18 protein-coding genes, 2 tRNA genes and 2 other RNA genes are annotated in these 18,582 nt (G+C 54.5%); 14 read left to right on the top strand and 8 right to left on the bottom strand.

Features of this window, described 5'->3' with window-relative positions; genetic code table 11:
* Positions 1 to 59: 59 nt before the first annotated feature.
* The 8 genes from purU to ACUTSW_RS02130 all read left to right on the top strand — a co-directional run bounded on the left by purU (position 60) and on the right by ACUTSW_RS02130 (position 3,901).
* On the top strand, positions 60 to 908 hold the full coding sequence (gene purU / locus ACUTSW_RS02165) for a formyltetrahydrofolate deformylase (protein WP_004945352.1): 849 nt from the start codon (positions 60 to 62) through the stop codon (positions 906 to 908).
* A gap of 279 nt (positions 909 to 1,187) precedes the next feature.
* A tRNA-Tyr gene (locus ACUTSW_RS02160) sits at positions 1,188 to 1,272 on the top strand.
* A 41-nt stretch (positions 1,273 to 1,313) separates the two neighbouring features.
* A non-coding RNA gene (locus ACUTSW_RS02155) (RtT sRNA) lies at positions 1,314 to 1,440 on the top strand.
* Between the two features lie 96 nt (positions 1,441 to 1,536).
* A tRNA-Tyr gene (locus ACUTSW_RS02150) sits at positions 1,537 to 1,621 on the top strand.
* Positions 1,622 to 1,666: 45 nt separating this feature from the next.
* Positions 1,667 to 1,793, top strand: a non-coding RNA gene (locus ACUTSW_RS02145) — RtT sRNA.
* Positions 1,794 to 1,972: 179 nt separating this feature from the next.
* Positions 1,973 to 2,545: an LOG family protein gene (locus ACUTSW_RS02140; protein ID WP_062871034.1), complete on the top strand. Its 573-nt coding sequence runs from the start codon at positions 1,973 to 1,975 to the stop codon at positions 2,543 to 2,545.
* Positions 2,546 to 2,647: 102 nt separating this feature from the next.
* On the top strand, positions 2,648 to 3,454 hold the full coding sequence (xthA, locus tag ACUTSW_RS02135) for an exodeoxyribonuclease III (RefSeq protein ID WP_004945359.1): 807 nt from the start codon (positions 2,648 to 2,650) through the stop codon (positions 3,452 to 3,454).
* A 45-nt stretch (positions 3,455 to 3,499) separates the two neighbouring features.
* Positions 3,500 to 3,901, top strand: coding sequence for a pyrimidine (deoxy)nucleoside triphosphate diphosphatase (locus ACUTSW_RS02130; protein WP_445583550.1), 402 nt, complete (start codon positions 3,500 to 3,502; stop codon positions 3,899 to 3,901).
* 17 nt (positions 3,902 to 3,918) lie between these two features.
* On the opposite strand, the gene ACUTSW_RS02125 is transcribed toward ACUTSW_RS02130, so the two are convergent.
* From ACUTSW_RS02125 to ACUTSW_RS02105, 5 genes are all read right to left on the bottom strand, one after another.
* Positions 3,919 to 4,209 carry a DUF1496 domain-containing protein gene (locus ACUTSW_RS02125; RefSeq protein ID WP_445583549.1) on the bottom strand — a complete coding sequence of 97 codons (291 nt, stop codon included), beginning with the start codon at positions 4,207 to 4,209 and terminating at the stop codon, positions 3,919 to 3,921.
* Positions 4,206 to 6,131, bottom strand: coding sequence for a DNA topoisomerase III (locus ACUTSW_RS02120; RefSeq protein ID WP_063201124.1), 1,926 nt, complete (start codon positions 6,129 to 6,131; stop codon positions 4,206 to 4,208). The genes ACUTSW_RS02125 and ACUTSW_RS02120 overlap by 4 nt, the downstream gene beginning before the upstream one ends.
* Entirely contained in the window at positions 6,131 to 7,249 is a 1,119-nt protein-coding gene (mnmH, locus tag ACUTSW_RS02115) for a tRNA 2-selenouridine(34) synthase MnmH (protein WP_445583548.1), read from the bottom strand. The genes ACUTSW_RS02120 and mnmH overlap by 1 nt, the downstream gene beginning before the upstream one ends.
* Complete coding sequence (gene selD, locus ACUTSW_RS02110; RefSeq protein WP_445583547.1) at positions 7,249 to 8,292, bottom strand: selenide, water dikinase SelD; 1,044 nt, start codon at positions 8,290 to 8,292, stop codon at positions 7,249 to 7,251. Before selD ends, mnmH begins: the two co-directional genes overlap by 1 nt.
* A gap of 154 nt (positions 8,293 to 8,446) precedes the next feature.
* Positions 8,447 to 8,998 (bottom strand): NAD(P)H nitroreductase, encoded by a 552-nt coding sequence (locus ACUTSW_RS02105; RefSeq protein WP_445583546.1) that lies wholly within the window; start codon positions 8,996 to 8,998, stop codon positions 8,447 to 8,449.
* A gap of 160 nt (positions 8,999 to 9,158) precedes the next feature.
* On the opposite strand from ACUTSW_RS02105, the gene sppA reads away from it, so the two are divergent.
* From sppA to ACUTSW_RS02085, 4 genes are all read left to right on the top strand, one after another.
* The gene (sppA, locus tag ACUTSW_RS02100; protein WP_445583545.1) at positions 9,159 to 11,015 is read left to right on the top strand and encodes a signal peptide peptidase SppA; all 1,857 of its coding nucleotides are present in this window, start codon (positions 9,159 to 9,161) and stop codon (positions 11,013 to 11,015) included.
* A gap of 93 nt (positions 11,016 to 11,108) precedes the next feature.
* On the top strand, positions 11,109 to 12,125 hold the full coding sequence (ansA, locus tag ACUTSW_RS02095) for an asparaginase (RefSeq protein ID WP_063201135.1): 1,017 nt from the start codon (positions 11,109 to 11,111) through the stop codon (positions 12,123 to 12,125).
* A gap of 24 nt (positions 12,126 to 12,149) precedes the next feature.
* Entirely contained in the window at positions 12,150 to 12,782 is a 633-nt protein-coding gene (gene pncA / locus ACUTSW_RS02090; RefSeq protein WP_445583544.1) for a bifunctional nicotinamidase/pyrazinamidase, read from the top strand.
* A gap of 232 nt (positions 12,783 to 13,014) precedes the next feature.
* Entirely contained in the window at positions 13,015 to 14,295 is a 1,281-nt protein-coding gene (locus tag ACUTSW_RS02085) for a glycoside hydrolase family 18 protein (protein WP_445583543.1), read from the top strand.
* 38 nt (positions 14,296 to 14,333) lie between these two features.
* Here the strand turns inward: ACUTSW_RS02085 and ACUTSW_RS02080 are convergent, their stop codons facing one another.
* Positions 14,334 to 14,606, bottom strand: coding sequence for a YeaC family protein (locus ACUTSW_RS02080; protein ID WP_004945385.1), 273 nt, complete (start codon positions 14,604 to 14,606; stop codon positions 14,334 to 14,336).
* 63 nt (positions 14,607 to 14,669) lie between these two features.
* Positions 14,670 to 15,083, bottom strand: a complete 414-nt coding sequence (gene msrB / locus ACUTSW_RS02075; protein WP_062871044.1) for a peptide-methionine (R)-S-oxide reductase MsrB — start codon at positions 15,081 to 15,083, stop codon at positions 14,670 to 14,672.
* Positions 15,084 to 15,431: 348 nt separating this feature from the next.
* Between msrB and gapA the strand changes: the two genes are divergently transcribed.
* Positions 15,432 to 16,427, top strand: a complete 996-nt coding sequence (gene gapA / locus ACUTSW_RS02070) for a glyceraldehyde-3-phosphate dehydrogenase (RefSeq protein ID WP_004945391.1) — start codon at positions 15,432 to 15,434, stop codon at positions 16,425 to 16,427.
* A gap of 82 nt (positions 16,428 to 16,509) precedes the next feature.
* Positions 16,510 to 17,385, top strand: coding sequence for a D-hexose-6-phosphate mutarotase (locus ACUTSW_RS02065; RefSeq protein ID WP_062871045.1), 876 nt, complete (start codon positions 16,510 to 16,512; stop codon positions 17,383 to 17,385).
* Between the two features lie 182 nt (positions 17,386 to 17,567).
* Here the strand turns inward: ACUTSW_RS02065 and ACUTSW_RS02060 are convergent, their stop codons facing one another.
* Positions 17,568 to 18,332 (bottom strand): MipA/OmpV family protein, encoded by a 765-nt coding sequence (locus ACUTSW_RS02060; protein WP_434460342.1) that lies wholly within the window; start codon positions 18,330 to 18,332, stop codon positions 17,568 to 17,570.
* Positions 18,333 to 18,582 lie beyond the last annotated feature (250 nt).

Raw genomic sequence — 18,582 nt, 5'->3', positions numbered from 1 at the left:
TATAAAAACTCTCGCCTGCACAGACAGGACGTTCAGTATCAGACAGGATCCTCATTCCCATGCCACACCAAAATGTACAAAGAAAAGTTTTGCGCACCATCTGTCCGGATGCCAAAGGCCTGATCGCCAAGATCACCAACATTTGCTACAAACATGAACTCAACATTGTTCAAAACAATGAGTTTGTTGATCACCGCACCGGGCGTTTCTTTATGCGTACCGAGCTGGAAGGTATCTTCAACGACACCACGCTGCTGGCAGATCTCGACAGCGCCCTGCCGACAGGCTCTGTTCGCGAACTGCACAACTCCGGCCGTCGCCGCATTGTGGTATTGGTGACCAAAGAAGCACATTGTCTGGGCGACTTGTTGATGAAAAGCGCCTACGGCGGTCTGGATGTAGAGATTGCTGCGGTTATCGGCAACCACGATACGCTGCAAACGCTGGTAGAACGCTTCGATATTCCGTTCCATCTGGTCAGCCATGAAGGGTTGACGCGCGACCAGCACGATCAAAAAATGGTGGCTCAGATCGATCAATATCAGCCGGATTACGTGGTACTGGCCAAATATATGCGCGTGCTGACCCCGGCATTTGTTCAGCATTACCCGAACCAGGTGATCAATATCCACCATTCGTTCCTGCCGGCCTTCATTGGTGCGCGGCCTTACCATCAGGCTTACGAACGCGGGGTAAAAATCATTGGCGCTACCGCACACTACGTTAACGATAATCTGGACGAAGGCCCAATCATCATGCAGGAGGTGATTCATGTTGATCACACCTATTCTGCTGAAGATATGATGCGTGCCGGGCGTGACGTAGAGAAAAACGCGCTCAGCCGCGCGCTGTATCATGTGTTGGCCCAGCGGGTATTTGTTTACGGTAACCGCACGGTTATTCTGTAACGGCCAAATATATCCGATAAATTTCAAGTTGCCGCCAGGTGCCAACTCGCTCACCTCAGAAGGGAAAATATTTCCCACAGGGGTGAGCAAGCTCCGCCAAAAACGCGACTGCTTGAAAGGTTAGGGGTATAAAACGGGGCCTTTCGTTCAGGAATGCACCGCCACGGGCAAAAAATCGGCAAACGATTCATTTTCTGCATTTCAATACTTTACACGCGCGCTTCATTTGATATGATGCGCCCCGCTTACCGAGACAGACGTTTCGCAAGCAAGGCCAGTGGTGGGGTTCCCGAGCGGCCAAAGGGAGCAGACTGTAAATCTGCCGTCACAGACTTCGAAGGTTCGAATCCTTCCCCCACCACCATCTTCTCTCTGTTAATGAGAGCACAGCGAAAGCTGAAGCTACATAAAACACCGAGGGGGAGGATGAGAAGCTTCGACAAGGTTCGAGTCTCACGCAGTGAGACAACGTGCTTTAGCGCGGCCCGAAGGGTGAGGAACGAAGAGACGAATAATCCTTCCCCCACCACCATCTTCTCTCTGCAAAGAGTGAAGTCGCAGTAAAGAAACCGGCCAGGTTTCTTCCGGGCAAAACCGGAACGACAATTTGTAAACCCATGAATATCATGGTGGGGTTCCCGAGCGGCCAAAGGGAGCAGACTGTAAATCTGCCGTCACAGACTTCGAAGGTTCGAATCCTTCCCCCACCACCATCCTTGTACTTCCCCTTTAATTTAAATCAAACTCAGCCGTAGCCAACCGCTCCCTTTCGGGGAAGGATGAGAAGCTTCGACAAGGTTCGAGTCTCACATCGTGAGACAACGCGCTTCAGCGCGGCCCGCAGGGTGAGCCGCGCAGCGGCGAATAATCCTTCCCCCACCACCATCCTTGTACTTCCCCCTTAATTTAAATCAAACTCAGCCGTAGCTTGTCACATCACTAATCAAAATAGCTGCACATCACATTTATCAGTTACCTTAACCATTCGCCTCACGCTCAGCTTGAACTCCGGTCAACAATTCGCTATACCACTGACTTCTTTAATGCAGTAAGGAAAAAAGTGCATGCGTAACAATATCTGCGTTTTTTGTGGTGCCAGCGAAGGTGCTAACCCTGCTTATGCCGATAATGCCCGGCAATTGGGCCGGACGCTTGCCAGCCAGGGTAGACGTCTGATCTATGGTGGCGGTAAAAAAGGGTTAATGGGCATTGTGGCGGACGCAGTGCTTGAAGCCGGTGGTGAAGCCGTGGGTGTCATTCCTGAACGGCTGGTAGAAGCAGAAACCGCACATCGTAGTCTGACCGAATTGGAAGTCGTGCCGGACATGCACACCCGCAAGGCACGCATGGCGGCCCTGGCGGACGGTTTTATCGCCCTGCCCGGCGGTATTGGTACTCTGGAAGAACTGTTCGAGATCTGGACCTGGGGCCAGATCGGTTATCACAGCAAACCGGTTGGCCTGCTGGATGTAAACGGGTTCTATCGCCCGTTAAACAATTTCCTGCAGCATGTAGCCGATCAGGGCTTTATGCGCCATGACTACCTCGGCACCCTGCATCTCAGCGAATCACCGCATACCCTGCTGCAACAATTCGACGATTACCAGCCAAAGAATTACGATCGCTGGGCAAAATAACGCGGCTTGCCGGCGGCGGCAGTTGCCGCTGGCCTGCGTTACATTTCCGGCCAAACTCTGCTACTATCTCAACACATTTTTCTCGCGAAAACGGCACCGCTCATGAAGTTTGTCTCTTTCAATATCAATGGACTGCGCGCGCGTCCGCATCAACTGTCCGCAATTATCGAACAGCACCAACCCGACGTGATTGGCCTGCAGGAAACCAAAGTTCACGATGACATGTTCCCGCTGGAAGAAGTCAGCCAGCATGGCTATCATGTGTTCTATCACGGCCAAAAAGGCCACTACGGCGTCGCACTGCTGACTAAAGATGAGCCGATTGCCGTACGCCGCGGGTTCCCTACCGATGACGACGACGCACAGCGCCGCATCATCATGGCCGATCTGGCCACACCTCAAGGTACATTGACCGTAATTAACGGCTATTTCCCGCAGGGAGAAAGCCGTGACCATCCGACCAAGTTCCCGGCCAAATCACGCTTCTACCAGGATCTGCAGAACTACCTGGAGCAGCAACTTTCCGTGGAATCGCCGGTGCTGGTGATGGGCGACGTAAATATCAGCCCAAGTGATTACGATATCGGAATCGGTGAAGAAAGCCGTAAACGCTGGTTGCGCACCGGCAAGTGTTCCTTCTTGCCGGAAGAGCGCGAATGGATGGACCGCTTGCTGAACTGGGGTCTGGTAGATACCTACCGCCATGCCAACCCGGGGCGCAACGATGAATTCTCATGGTTTGACTACCGCTCACGAGGGTTCGATGAGAACCGGGGTCTGCGCATCGATCTGCTGCTGGCCAGCACGCCGCTGGCAGCGCGCTGCACCGCAACCGGCATCGATTACCAGATCCGCGGGATGGAAAAACCGTCGGATCACGCCCCGGTCTGGGCAGAATTCTCGCTGTAATTCCTCCAACCCCGGCAATTGCCGGGGTTTCACTCTGTGGTACGCATGAAAATTATCGACGTCGTCGCCGCCATCATTGAAAAGAATGGCAAAATTTTACTGGCTCAACGCGATGCAAACAGCGATCAGGCCGGCTTGTGGGAGTTTCCCGGCGGTAAGGTCGAGGAAGGTGAAAGCCAGCCGCAGGCGCTGGCACGTGAACTGGATGAAGAGTTGGGGATTATGGCGAGCGTAGGGAATTACATCGCCAGCAACCAGTGGCAACACAACGAACGCATTATCCGGCTGCATGCCTGGCGTATTGAAGCATTCAGCGGCGAATTGCAGAATCGCTGCCATTCCGATTTTGTCTGGCTAGCACCGGAACGGGCGTTCGACTATGCCCTGGCCCCGGCAGATGTGCCGCTGCTAGCGGCCTATATTGCCTCTTTGCCGCTCAAGAACTAAACGGCAACGTTACCTCGTCACTTTTTCAAGCGGATCCAGATCAACGGGTTGGTGCCAACCACGTTGGGATCGCGAGTGCATTGCAGTACTTCCCCTTCGACCTTGAGCACCGCTCCTTCAGAATAGTGTTGATCCTGATAAATGCAGCACCGGCTGCAGGGCTGTGCTACCGGCTGGGCGGCGTCTTTCGCCGTGCCCCAAATTTCCGGCGCCACCGGCAACACTACATCCACATCACCACGATTGGCAGCCGCAACAGTGGAAAACAACAGCCCACCAGTTGCCAGCATCAGTAACCCATGATTCACTCGCTTTTCTCCCGCGCCTTGCCGGCGCTTTTCTTGCGTTTTTTTGCCCCGGCGGAAGGCGACGGCGGCAACCCGCGAAACGCCATACTCGCCCGGCTTTGCTTGGCCTGATAAATCAGCTCCTGCAAAGTGCCTACCAAGGGTTGCATAAAGTCCTGATAGCGGCAGGATTTTTCACTGATTTGCGTCAGCGTAGCCTCCCAGTTGGCCGTCATATCAGGGCGAGCGGCAATATCCGGCAGCGAATGGATCAACGCCCGACCGGTCTCGCTGGAATGAATATAACGCCCTTTCTTGTACAAAAACGCCCGCTTGAACAGCAACTCAATGATGCCCGCACGCGTCGCCTCGGTACCTAAACCATCGGTCGCTCGCAGGATTTTCTTTAGCGCTTTATCTTGTACGAAACGCGCTATGCCAGTCATGGCAGAAAGCAGACTGGCATCGGTGAAAGGCCGCGGAGGCTGAGTCTGGCGTTCCACCACCTCACCACGTTCGCACAATAGCTCATCATCTTTCGCCACCACCGGCAACGGAGAACCTTCGTTTTCTTCGTCGCGTTCTTTACTGCCCAGCAGCGTCCGCCAGCCCGCTTCGGCCAGGAAACGCGCTTTGGCAACAAATTTCCCCCCGGCGATATCCAGCTCAATCACGCATTTGCGGAACATGGCATCCGGGCAAAACTGCATCAGGTACTGGCGCGCCACCAACCCGTAGACGTTCAATTCGTCCTGACTGAGGCTCACTTTGCTGGCGCGGGCAGTAGGAATAATGGCATGGTGGGCATCAACTTTTTTATCGTCCCAGCAACGGTTGCGGCGATCGTTGTCGATCACCGGCTGCGGGTAAAGATCCGGCTGATGAGCGCTGATCGCGTTAAGCACCGCATGACGCCCGGCAAAATGTTCTTCCGGCAGATAGCGGCAGTCGGAACGCGGATAGGTGATCAATTTATGCGTTTCATACAACCGCTGGCATACATCCAGCACCTGCTGCGCACTCAGGTTGAAACGTTTGGAAGCCTCAATCTGCAGCGTCGAGAGCGAAAACGGCAGCGGAGCGGTATCTGATTCCCGTTTATCATTATAGGACGTGACCAGCGCAGGCTGGCCCTCGATGCGTTTAAGCACGTGCTCCGCCAGCGGCCGGTGCAGCAGACGCCCTTCTTCGTCCTGATAAGGCTCACAAGAGTCACTCGGCTGCCAAAGCGCGACAAAGCGCTCTTCCTTTGGCGTCACGATGTGCGCTTTGACTTCAAAGAAGTCTTTTGGCACAAAGTTTTCAATCTCTTCATCACGCCGCACCACTAACCCCAACACCGGCGTCTGCACCCGCCCAACGGACAACACGCCGTCATAGCCGGCATTTCGCCCTAAAATGGTATAGGCGCGGGTCATGTTGATGCCATACAGCCAGTCAGCGCGGGAACGCGCCAGCGCGGAGACGCACAGCGGGATAAAGTCGCGGTTGTCACGCAGCCGTTCTATAGCGCGCTCCACCGCCTGCGGGTTGAGATCGTTAATCAGGCAACGGCGCACGCTGTGACGTTTTTCCGGCGTCAACGCCAGATAGTCCAGCACCTCATCCACCAGCAATTGTCCTTCGCGATCCGGGTCACCGGCATGCACTACCTCGTCAGCATCATGTAATAGCTTTTTAATCGCATTAAGCTGTTTACTGACCGAGGGACGCGGCTGCAGTTGCCACTTTTCGGGGATAATGGGCAGATCCGCCAGCGACCAGCGCGCATAGCGGCTATCGTAGGCATCCGGCTGCGCCTGCTCTAGTAAATGGCCCACACACCAGGTGACCACATCATTGTTGCCACAGGCAATAAACCCGTCACCGCGACGATGCGGTTTGGGAAGAACGTCGGCAATGGCGCGCGCCAAACTCGGTTTCTCGGCAATAAACAGTCGCATTATTCACCGTTATTCTGGCTGTACGTCATCAGGAATTCTCTTACTTCAGCATAATTCCCGCGGAAGACAATCCGCCGGGATTTCTTTTCCAATTGATAGTGATACATCGGATCATAGTAGTGCTGCAACAACGGCACCAGCCACTCCTGATGCGCGTCACTATTACCGCCGGCATACTGGAATTGCAACGCCCATTCCAGCCGCTGCGTCAGCAGTTGGAAGCGCTCCATTCCCAGGCGACGGCGAATGGCGAACAGGCCGTGATGCAGATACTCAGCGTATTTCTGCCAGCCCGGCTCCGCGCCGTAGGTCTGTTCAAACCCTATGCGCATGCGAACGATATATTCATCCTGCAACCGCGCCAGACGCACCTCAAAGGGATCGTCAATAACGGCCACCGGCGCTTGCTGCATGCGGTTGAAGATCGGTAGCGGCAGGTTATTGCTGCCGATAATGCGCCCTTCATCCTCCAGTATCCAACGGCGGCAGCCACCATGCTGTTTTTTCAGCAATAACACAGCCAGACGATTCTCAAAATCAATCTGCGAGCTCTGCGCCACCAGCGTTCGGCCAAAAGATGAACCGCGATGGCGCGCTGCGCCTTCCAGATCGATACCCTCTGCCAACTCGTTGACCAACAGGGTTTTACCGCTGCCGGTGTTGCCGCCGACCAGCACCATGGGCAATTTTGCGCTCTGTTCCAGCGTGCCGAGCAGGAAATGACGCAGCGCCTTGTAGCCGCCGCTGATGCGCGGGTACGCCACCCCAGCCTCACGCAGCCACTGCTGTACCAGCTGTGAACGCAGCCCACCACGGAAACAGTAGATATACCCTTCCGGCCATTGGGCACACTGTGCCAGCCAGGCCGCCGTGCGCTGCTCACGCAACCTGCCGTTTACCAAGCTGTGGCCCAGTACTATCGCCGCATGCTGCCCCTGCTGTTTGTAGCAGGTGCCCACCGCCTGCCGCTCGCTGTCATTCATTAGCGGCAGATTCAGCGCATTGGCGAAAGCGCCCTGTTGGAACTCAACCGGCGCTCGCACATCAATCAGCGGAATATCCTGCAAAAAAATACGACGATAGTCGTGGGTGTCGGCCCGTGGTGGAGTAGATGACACTACACAACCTCAATCAGTGGCTTACCCGGCGTTGCCGTATGCAGTTCACCGATGGCGGTTAGCTGAATACCGTGGCGTTCGGCAATCGCCAGCACCTGCTGTTCCGCTTCAGGAAGTACCGCCAGCAACAGGCCACCGGAAGTTTGCGGATCGCACAACAACTGGCGCTGCAGATCGGTCATGTCACCAATCAGGTGGCCGTAGCTGTCAAAATTACGCCCGGTGCCGCCCGGCACGCAGCCTTCGGTAATATAGCGTTCGACATCCGGCAGTTTCGGCACCTGATCAAACCATAACGTCGCCTGCAAATCTGAACCCTGACAAACTTCGCTCAGATGGCCCAGCAGCCCGAAACCGGTGACATCAGTCATCGCCGTCACGCCGGCGACCTCGGCAAAATCCGCCCCCGGTTTGTTCAGTTGACACATCACTTCCGTCGCCAAACCTTCATGTTCAGGGCGCAGTTTGCTTTTCTTCTCCGCGGTGGTCAGCACGCCAATACCCAGCGGCTTGGTAAGGAATAATTGGGCGCCGGCTTTCGCTGCGCTGTTTTTCTTTACCCGGTCGGTATTGACGATGCCGGTTACCGCCAGGCCAAAAATGGGTTCGGGGGCATCAATCGAGTGGCCGCCGGCCAGTGCAATACCCGCCTGCTGGCAGGCGTAACGCCCGCCGTCAATGACCTGCTGCGCCACTTCCGGCGGCAGTGTGGCTATCGGCCAGCCGAGAATGGCTATCGCCATGATCGGTTTGCCGCCCATGGCATAGACATCGCTGATGGCGTTGGTGGCGGCGATGCGGCCGAAATCGAACGGGTTGTCGACGATCGGCATAAAAAAGTCAGTGGTACTGATGATGCCAACGCCGTTGCCGATGTCATACACCGCAGCATCGTCACGGGTCTCATTGCCAACCAGCAAGCGCGGATCGACAAACTTTTCCCGTTCGCTGTGCAGAATTGTTTCGAGAACTTTCGGTGAGATTTTGCAACCGCAGCCGGCACCATGGCTGTACTGGGTCAAACGGATCGCTGGCGATGTCATATACCACTCCCTTCGATTAACGGCATTCAAGATATCATAGGGTAGCGCTTGCCGACGGGATTGATAAGAGCGGGCTGCCGATAACCGTACAGCCTGCTCAGAAACAACGCAGAATTGCGGGATTCGGCGCATTTTCGCGCAACCCCGCAGGGGATCAGAAGTAACTGACGAACGGTGTGCTGTCGGGGGCGACAACTTTAGTAGCGGCTTTCAACTGCGGCGTGCCCAGATAGAGGAAACCGACGATTTCGTCTTGCTCACGGCAACCAAAGGCTTCGCGAACCAGCGGGTGTTCGGTCCAGGCACCCGTGCGCCAGATCCCGTTGAAGCCCTGCGCCAGAGCGGCCATCTGCATCGCCTGTACCGCGCAACCGGCAGAAACCACCTGCTCCCAACGCGGCACCTTGGTTTCTTCGCTGCAATGCGCCACCACCGTGATGATAAGCGGAGCGCGGAACGGCGCCTTTGTGGCTTTTTCTACCGCAGCGTCGTCCAGTTGATCCTGTTTCGCAGCAGTTTGTAACAATTGGCTGAAACGCTCCAGACCCTGATTCTCGATCATCACAAAGCGCCACGGCTGCAGCGCACCGTGATCGGGCGCACGAAGGCCCGCATTGATGATATTCTGGCGAATATCCCCCGTTGGCGCTGGGGCCGCGAGGCGTGATGCAGAACGGCGATTCAGTAAAAGATCCAGTGCATCCATCGTAAACTCCCAATAATAATTTTCATTACGATCACGTTAACATAGCTCAACGGTGAGTTACAGCCTCGGCGATAGCCCTCGTGACTCACGATTTAAAGCTGACTTTTCTTCGGCCGCTCATTAGGATAGCGGGACATTCTCGACTCTTGTTGGAGAGCACATGCGCACATTGTGGCAAATCATTGCCGGCGTTTTCAGGTGGACATGGCGTCTGCTGAACTTTATCAGGGAACTGGTCCTTAATCTGTTCTTGGTGTTGCTGATCCTGGTTGGGGTCGGTATTTATCTTTCATTCCAGAGTTCCACTACCCCTGCCGTCCCGACGAGCGGTGCGCTGCTGGTTGATTTGAGCGGCGTGGTCGTTGACCAACCGTCAATGAACAACAAAGTACGCCAGTGGGGCCGCGAACTGCTGGGCGCTTCCAGCAACCGTCTGCAGGAAAACTCGCTGTTCGACGTGGTCGACAGTATCCGCAAGGCCAAAGACGACAAAAACATTACCGGCATGGTATTGCAGTTGAATGACTTTGCCGGCGCCGATCAGCCTTCGCTACAGTACATCGGCAAAGCACTGCGAGAATTCCGCGATAGCGGTAAACCGATCTTCGCCATCGGCGACAGCTATAACCAGACGCAATATTATCTGGCCAGCTACGCCAACAAGGTTTACCTGTCGCCGCAGGGCGCGGTCGATCTGCACGGCTTTGCCACCAACAACCTTTACTACAAATCGCTGTTGGAAAAACTCAAGGTCACTACCAATATCTTCCGCGTCGGCACCTACAAGTCAGCCGTGGAACCCCTGATCCGCGACGATATGTCACCGGCGGCGCGCGAAGCCGACAGCCGTTGGATCGGCGGGCTGTGGCAAAACTATCTGGATACCGTGGCGGCCAACCGTCAGATCACTCCGCAGCAGCTGTTCCCGGGCGCGGCAGGTGTACTGACCGGCTTGCAGGCGGCCGGCGGGGATACCGCCAAGTTTGCGCTGGACAGCAAATTGGTGGATGAACTGGCGTCACGCACCGTTATCGAGAACCAACTGATCAAAACCTTCGGTTGGGATAAACAGGCGAATGATTTCAACGCCACCAGCATCTACGATTATCAGCCAAAACCAACGCCGGATCAGGGCGGGAAAATCGCCGTAGTGTTTGCCAATGGCGCCATCATGGATGGCCCGCAAACGCCGGGCGCCGTTGGGGGGGATACCACCGCCGCGGAACTGCGCCAGGCTCGTCTTGACCCGTCAATCAAAGCGGTGGTGTTCCGCGTGAACAGCCCAGGCGGCAGCGTCAGCGCCTCCGAAGTGATCCGTTCTGAACTGGCTGCAGTGCGTGCCGCAGGCAAACCTGTGGTGGTGTCGATGGGCGGTATGGCGGCCTCTGGCGGCTATTGGGTCTCTACGCCGGCGGACTACATCATCGCCAGCCCGAGCACCCTCACCGGTTCCATCGGCATCTTCGGGGTCATCAATACCTACGAGCAAACGCTGGACAGCATCGGCGTGCATACCGACGGCGTCGCAACTTCGCCGTTGGCGGACCTTGCAGTGACCAAGGCGCTGCCGCCGGAGTTCTCGCAAATGATGCAGTTGAATATCGAGAACGGGTATAAGAACTTTATCGATCTGGTTGCCAAATCTCGCAAAATGACGCCGCAACAGGTCGATCAGATCGCTCAGGGCCACGTGTGGCTTGGCAGTGACGCCAAAGCCAATGGCCTGGTCGATCAGTTGGGCGATTTCGACGATGCGGTGAAGAAAGCCGCCGAGTTGGCGAAGCTGAAGCAGTGGCAGCTTAACTGGTTTGTCGATACCCCAAGCCTGACCGACATGGTGCTCAGCCAGTTTGGCGTGTCAATTCACGCCATGTTGCCGGCGGCCATTCAGTCGATGCTGCCGGCTCCACTGGCATCGGTCGCCATGGCGGTGAAGGAGCAACCGGGATTATTCAATAATCTGAACGATCCGCAAAACCGCTATGCCATCTGTTTGACCTGCGGAGAAGTCCGCTAACAAAATATTCCTGCGCCCGGCACACGCCGGGCTTTTTTTCTGCCGTTATCCCCCTATAATTCAGCCCATCTTATTTCTGTCAAAACAATTACTATGCAAAAAAAATCCATTTACGTCGCCTACACCGGCGGTACCATCGGCATGCAACGCTCGGAACAGGGCTACATTCCGGTTTCCGGCCATCTGCAACGCCAACTGGCACTGATGCCCGAGTTCCACCGGCCGGAAATGCCGGACTTCACCATTCATGAATACGCGCCGCTGATCGACTCTTCAGACATGACGCCGGAAGATTGGCAACACATCGCCGACGACATCAAACGGAATTACGATAGCTATGACGGCTTCGTCATTCTGCACGGCACCGACACCATGGCCTTCACCGCTTCAGCGCTGTCGTTCATGCTGGAAAACCTGGACAAACCGGTGATCGTGACCGGCTCGCAAATCCCGCTGGCAGAACTGCGCTCAGATGGCCAAACCAACCTGCTGAACTCGCTCTATCTGGCCGCCAATCATCCGGTAAACGAAGTCAGCCTGTTCTTCAACAACAAGCTGTTTCGCGGTAATCGCACCACCAAAGCGCATGCAGATGGCTTCGACGCCTTTGCTTCACCCAATCTGCCCGCGCTGCTGGAAGCCGGTATTCACATCCGCCGCCAGAACGGCATCGACAGCCCGGTTTGCAACGGCGAACTGCAGGTCCACAACATCACGCCGCAACCGATCGGCGTGGTGACGATTTATCCGGGCATTTCCGGCGCTGTGGTGCGCAACTTCCTGCTGCAACCGGTGAAAGCGCTGATTCTGCGCTCTTATGGCGTGGGCAATGCGCCGCAAAAAGCGGAGCTTGTCGATGAATTACGCGATGCGTCCGAACGCGGCATCGTAGTGGTGAACCTGACCCAATGCATCTCAGGCCGGGTGAACATGGAAGGTTATGCCACCGGTAATGCCTTGGCCCATGCAGGGGTCATCAGCGGCTTTGACATGACCGTCGAAGCGGCGTTGACTAAACTGCATTATTTGCTGAGCCAACCGCTGACGCCGGAGCAAATCCGCAGCCAGATGCAGCAAAACCTGCGCGGCGAGCTGAGCATTACGGGCTAAGTCTACCCAGATTACGGAGCCGAGATGAAAACCGCCCTGTTGTTAATCGATTTGCAAAATGATTTTTGCCCCGGTGGCGCGTTAGCGGTGGCGGACGGCGATGCCACCGTTATCGCCGCCAATCAGGCGATTGCCGCCTGCGTGGCGCGCGGTGAACCGGTAGTCGCTTGCCAGGATTGGCACCCCGCCAATCATCGCAGTTTTGCGGTAAATTCAGGGACTGAGGTCAACACGCAAGGTGAGTTGGCAGGATTGCCGCAGGTGTGGTGGCCGGTGCACTGCGTGCAGGAAAGCCACGGGGCGCAATTGCATCCGCAGTTGCACCGAGAGGCCATTGCCGAGGTGTTCCGTAAAGGTCAAAACCCGGATATCGACAGCTACAGCGCCTTCTTTGACAACGGTCACCGAGCGCAAACCGCGCTGGACGGTTGGCTGAGAGCGCAGGGTGTCACTCACCTGGCTATCATGGGTCTGGCGACCGATTACTGCGTGAAGTTTAGCGTAATGGATGCACTGGAACTGGGATATGTGACATCAGTGATTACCGACGGCTGCCGCGGCGTCGATTTACAGTCAGGTGACAGCCCAAAAGCGTTCCAGGCAATGGAGCTGGCCGGAGCACAACTCGTTACCCTGTCACAATTCATCGCACATTGATTCCAGCGGGCGCCCCAGGCGCCCGCTTCTTCTCCCTCGGTGCAAATCTCGACACCGCTCACATTCCAACCATTCTCCCGTGATTACATCTTGTTCCCAGACGTTGCTTTTGCTGTTATGACCGCTGATGCCTTCGCATCAATCGGTTATACGCATCCGGGGCCCCCTGAGCCCGGCTTTATGTTACCGCCTCAGGCGGTTTCGGTCGGCCTTGCCGACCAAAGGAGATAACATGGCATTACCCCGTAAACTGCTGCCTTTGCTGGTAGCGGTGCAGTTAGGCATGGCCGGAACCAGTATGGCTCACGCGGCGTCTTATCTGTCCGTCGGTTATTTTAACGGTGGCGGCGACGTCACTGCTGGCCCCGGTGGCGATATCAACAAACTGGATGTCACCCAAATCACCCACCTCAACTACTCTTTCGGCCTGATTTACAACAACGAGAAAGAGGAAAACAATCCGGCGCTGAAAGATCCGGCTCGGTTGCATCAGATCTATTTATCGCCGAAGGTTGAGGCCGATCTGAAACTGTTGCCGGTGTTGCGTAAGCAAAACCCAGAACTGAAGGTGCTGCTTTCCGTTGGCGGTTGGGGAGCGCGCGGTTTTTCCGGTGCTGCCGCCACACCGGAAAGCCGGGCAATATTTATCCGTTCGGTACAACAGGTGATTAAACAATTTCACCTCGACGGCATCGATCTCGATTGGGAATATCCGGTCAACGGTGCCTGGGGCCTGGTCGAAAGCCAACCGGCGGACCGCGCCAACTTCACCCTGCTGCTGGGGGAACTGCATAAAGCGCTGGATAAAGGCAAATTGCTGACCATCGCCGTCGGCGCCAACGCAAAAAGCCCGCAGGAATGGGTAGATGTGAAAGGCATTGCGCCCTATCTCGATTACATCAACCTGATGACCTACGACATGGCGTATGGCACCCAATATTTCAATTCCAACCTGTATGACTCTAAGCAGTGGCCAACCGTCGCCGCCGCCGATCGTTACAGCGCCAATTTCGTGGTGGATAACTACCTGGCAGCCGGACTGAAACCCGCACAGTTGAACCTGGGCATCGGCTTTTACGGCCGGGTGCCCAAACGGGCTACGGAGCCGGGCATCGATTGGGATAAACCGGATGCAGCCAAAAATCCGGTTACCCAGCCCTATTTCACCGCACGTGAAACCGCCGTGTTCAAGTCACTGGGGTTGGATCTGACCAAGGACAGCTATTTTAAGTACAACGATATCGTCAGCAAGCTGCTGAACGATCCACAGCGCCGCTTCAGCGCCCATTGGGACAACGACGCCAAGGTTCCCTACCTGACCCTGCAATCCGCCGAGGGCAAACCGTTGTTTGCTATTTCGTATGAGAATCCGCGTTCGGTCGCGATCAAGGCTGACTACATTAAAAGCAAGGGGCTGGGCGGCGCCATGTTCTGGGAATATGGCGCAGACGACAACAATCGGCTGGCACACCAGTTGGCGGAATCATTGAGGATAAACGGCGGGAAACGCTAAACCGGCAGGGCGATGGTTGCATCGCCCTGTCTTCGGATTTATTGCGGCTTCAACTTAACCAGCGGTTCGGCAACGAACTGCTGTTTCAGTTCCTGCTTGCTCTTCATCACTATCTGGCCGTCGGTGCCAATAGTCATATGCTGCGGATCGGCATTATTCAACGATTGCCACAACATCACCGCCTGCAGACTGTTTTCTTTCTGTTCCGGCGTCAGCGCAACGCCGTCTGGCCATTTACCCAGTTCTACCGCCTGTACCAGGCGCTGATAGATCTCCGGGGTCATTGCGGCAATCAGGTCTTTCACGTCCATCAGAGCATTTCCTCATTCGTGGAAGAATAATTAGCTGAATCGATTTTTCTGGCTGAATAATCCTCAGCCGGCTGTTTTTTCGCCGTTCTCGCCGTCGGTAAAACTCAACGAAGCCGAGTTAACGCAGAAGCGTTCACCGGTAGGCTGCGGGCCATCGGGGAATACGTGCCCCAGATGAGCGTCGCAGTGGCCGCAGCGAATCTCGATTCGATGCATATTGTGTGAATTATCATCAATATAACGAATCGCATCGTCGGATACCGGCTCATAGAAGCTTGGCCAGCCACAGCCGGAGTCATACTTGCTGTCGGAATAGAACAGCGGATAGTTGCAACACAGGCAATGGTATACACCCTCGCGCTTATTGTGCAGCAATTTACCGGAGTACGGCGCTTCAGTGCCCCGTTCCTGGGTCACATAACGTTGGATTTCATTCAGTTCCGTGGCCGGATGGTCAGGGGTTGTGTCTTTAGCCATTTGCGTGATTCTCTGAATGTGGATAATGTCAACGAAAACAATGAGTAATAATAACAAAAAATTAACAACATTGCAGTGCTTTTTGGCCTAAACTGTAGCGCATAAAGGTCACGCCGCGGCATTATGTGATACCGATCACATATATGAAGCAGGGTGACTTTATACTTGGCGGTTTGACCCCATATAACGGATGAGGCCGAACGCAAACGGAATGTGCAATAAGCAAGCAGATCAAGCCCCGTGATTTGATTTGCAGCAAGAATTGACACGATTCCGCTTGACGCTTGGTAAGGTTTTTGTAATTTTACAACCAACCTTTTATTCACTAACAAATAGCTGGTGGAATATATGACTATCAAAGTAGGTATCAACGGTTTTGGCCGTATCGGTCGCATTGTTTTCCGTGCTGCTCAAGAACGTTCTGACATCGAAATCGTTGCAATCAACGACCTGTTGGACGCAGAGTACATGGCTTACATGTTGAAATTTGACTCTACTCACGGCCGTTTCAAAGGCACTGTAGAAGTCAAAGACGGCCATCTGGTTGTTAACGGCAAAACCATCCGTGTTACCGCAGAGAAAGACCCGGCTAACCTGAAGTGGAACGAAGTGGGTGTTGACGTTGTTGCAGAAGCGACCGGTATCTTCCTGACCGACGAAACTGCACGTAAACACATCACTGCAGGCGCTAAGAAAGTTGTTCTGACCGGCCCTTCAAAAGATGCGACCCCAATGTTCGTACGTGGCGCAAACTTTGAAAAATATGCTGGCCAGGATATCGTTTCCAACGCATCTTGCACCACCAACTGCCTGGCTCCGCTGGCTAAAGTTATCAACGACAACTTCGGCATCGTCGAAGGTCTGATGACTACCGTTCACGCGACCACCGCTACTCAAAAAACCGTTGATGGCCCGTCTCATAAAGACTGGCGCGGCGGCCGCGGCGCATCCCAGAACATCATCCCTTCTTCTACCGGCGCAGCTAAAGCAGTTGGCATCGTTCTGCCAGAACTGAAAGGCAAACTGACCGGTATGGCGTTCCGCGTTCCAACTCCAAACGTGTCTGTAGTTGACCTGACCGTTCGTCTGGAAAAAGCAGCGACCTACGAAGAAATCAAGAAAGCCATCAAAGCCGCTTCTGAAGGCTCTATGAAAGGCGTTCTGGGCTATGTTGAAGACGAAGTGGTTTCTACTGACTTCAACGGCGAAATCCTGACTTCCGTGTTTGATGCCAAAGCGGGTATCGCGCTGAACGACAACTTTGTGAAACTGGTTTCCTGGTACGACAACGAAACTGGCTACTCCCACAAGGTTCTGGATCTGATCGCTCACATCTCCAAATAATGGAATGATGGAAAGCTGATAATGAGGGGCGACATTTTTTGTCGCCCTTTTTTTGTTTCTGCGGCGAACTAAAGGCAACCTAATGAACGAAAAAATTTTCACCCTGCCCGTTACCGAACAAATTTCACCTTACATCAGTCAACGTCAGCTCGAAGAACTGCCGGTAGTGATCGTCTCCCACCCGAAAGTCCGCGCCGCCGTTGCGCTGCAAGGCGCACACCTGTTAGCCTGGCAACCTGCCGGTGATAAGCCGGTTATCTGGCTGAGCAACAATACCCCCTTTAAAAAAGGCAGCGCCATTCGCGGCGGTGTGCCTATTTGCTGGCCCTGGTTTGGCCCGGTAGCGCAACCCTCGCACGGTTTCGCCCGCAATCAGCCCTGGAACCTGACTGCGCACGATGAAGACGACAACGGTGTCATTCTGACCTTTACCCTGAAAGACAATGAGCAAACCCGCAAGCTTTGGCCGCATGCCTTTACGCTGATTGCCCGTTTCAAGCTGGGTGAAGAATGCGAGATTGAGCTGGAGTCACACGGCGACTATCAGGCTACCGCAGCGCTGCATACTTATTTCCAGATTGGGGATATTGAACAAGTAAAAGTGGCGGGCCTCGGCGAACCTTATATCGACAAAGTGGCCGGTGGAGCAGAAGCTCGTCAGACCGGAGACCTGGTATTTATTGGTCAAACCGATCGGGTCTATACTCAACCGGACGCTTTCAGCCTGATCAAAGATCCTTCTCTGCAACGCACCATTGAGGTTCATCACCATCATATGAGCGATGTGATTGCCTGGAACCCAGGCGTGGAGCTGTCCTGCAGCATGGCAGACATGGCGAATGACGGTTATAAAACCATGGTTTGCGTGGAAACCGGCCGCGTCAGTAAGCCGTTGGTGGCCGCTGGCGAACAACCAGCCCGGCTGGCGGTAACCTTCCGCAGCCGTAAAAAGGCTTGACGCTTATAGGGCGGCGAGCCAGTCGCCCTGTTTCCCCCCTTGCCCCCCTCGAACGACATATCGCACTATACCCGCGTTATGCCCACACTTAACGCACACTACGCGCGCACCACAGATGTGCAAAAGGAGCGCAAGCGCCCCTTTATGATGCAGTCATTGCACAATATTCGTGCAATTTTCTTTTAGAAGCTGTAGCTCACACCTGCCATCAGCAACCCGGTGTAAGATTTATCCACCATTGGGCTGTCTTTCACTTCACTAGACAGCTGGATGTAACGCCCGGTGAAGAAAGCATCCCAGTCCTTGTTGATCTGATAATTGGCGCTCAGTTCAACGTAAGGTGCCCAGCTGTCGCCCGGCTTGTAGCTGTCCAGACCACTGCGGCGAGATTCGTTATCGCTGACACCGTAGTAGTATTTGTTCTGGTTTTTGCTGTTCCACATCACGCCCACACCAGGAATCAGGGTCAAGGCGTCTAAATCGAATTTGTAGAGATAAGCGACATCCGCTTCCAGACCGTTGCTGTTGTCCAGAGTATCACCGGTAAAGGTGGAGCGGATCGAGCCCCAATCGGCATTATGGGTATAAGCCAGGCCAGCCATCAGCGTGCCGCGTCGTTTATCCAGACGCTTCATGCGGTCGTCATCGCTGTCGCCGGGACGAAAACCAAACGGCGAGTAATAACCCATTACGCTCAGTTGGTTTTCCTGATCTTTCCACAGGTAGTAACCGGCTGTCAGCGTGCGGAAGTAGAAGTCGTCGCCTTCATAGTTAATGACAGGCATCGGATAGACGCGAGTCTTATAACCACGGTACACGTCAGGGCTAACCAGCGCTGCAGCACCGAGTGACCAGGTTCCTGCCTGAGCACTTTGCGCAAAAACCATTGCGGAAGCGACAATTGCTAACGTTTTGAGTTGAAAATTTTTCACTGGTTCTTTTTCCATAAATAACAGAGTTAATTGCCGACTTAGTTTATGTGAAAATGCCGTTACGCGCCTAATCTTTACAATAGAAAACAACCAAGATCGAATAAGTTAGATCAGAAATATGAATTAATCATGGCGGAACAATGACGTTTTTTGCCGCAAGCCGCGCCAGACAAGGCGTTTGCTCATCCTTGTCACAACTGAGTCATTGATATGACTTAAAAAAAGCTTTTTATGACGCAGGAAATTTTCCGGTATGCCAACTAAG

The organism is Serratia sp. TSA_198.1 (assembly GCF_052686505.1).
Note: the sequence above shows the minus strand (reverse complement) of the source record. Positions and strands in the feature narration are given on the sequence as shown.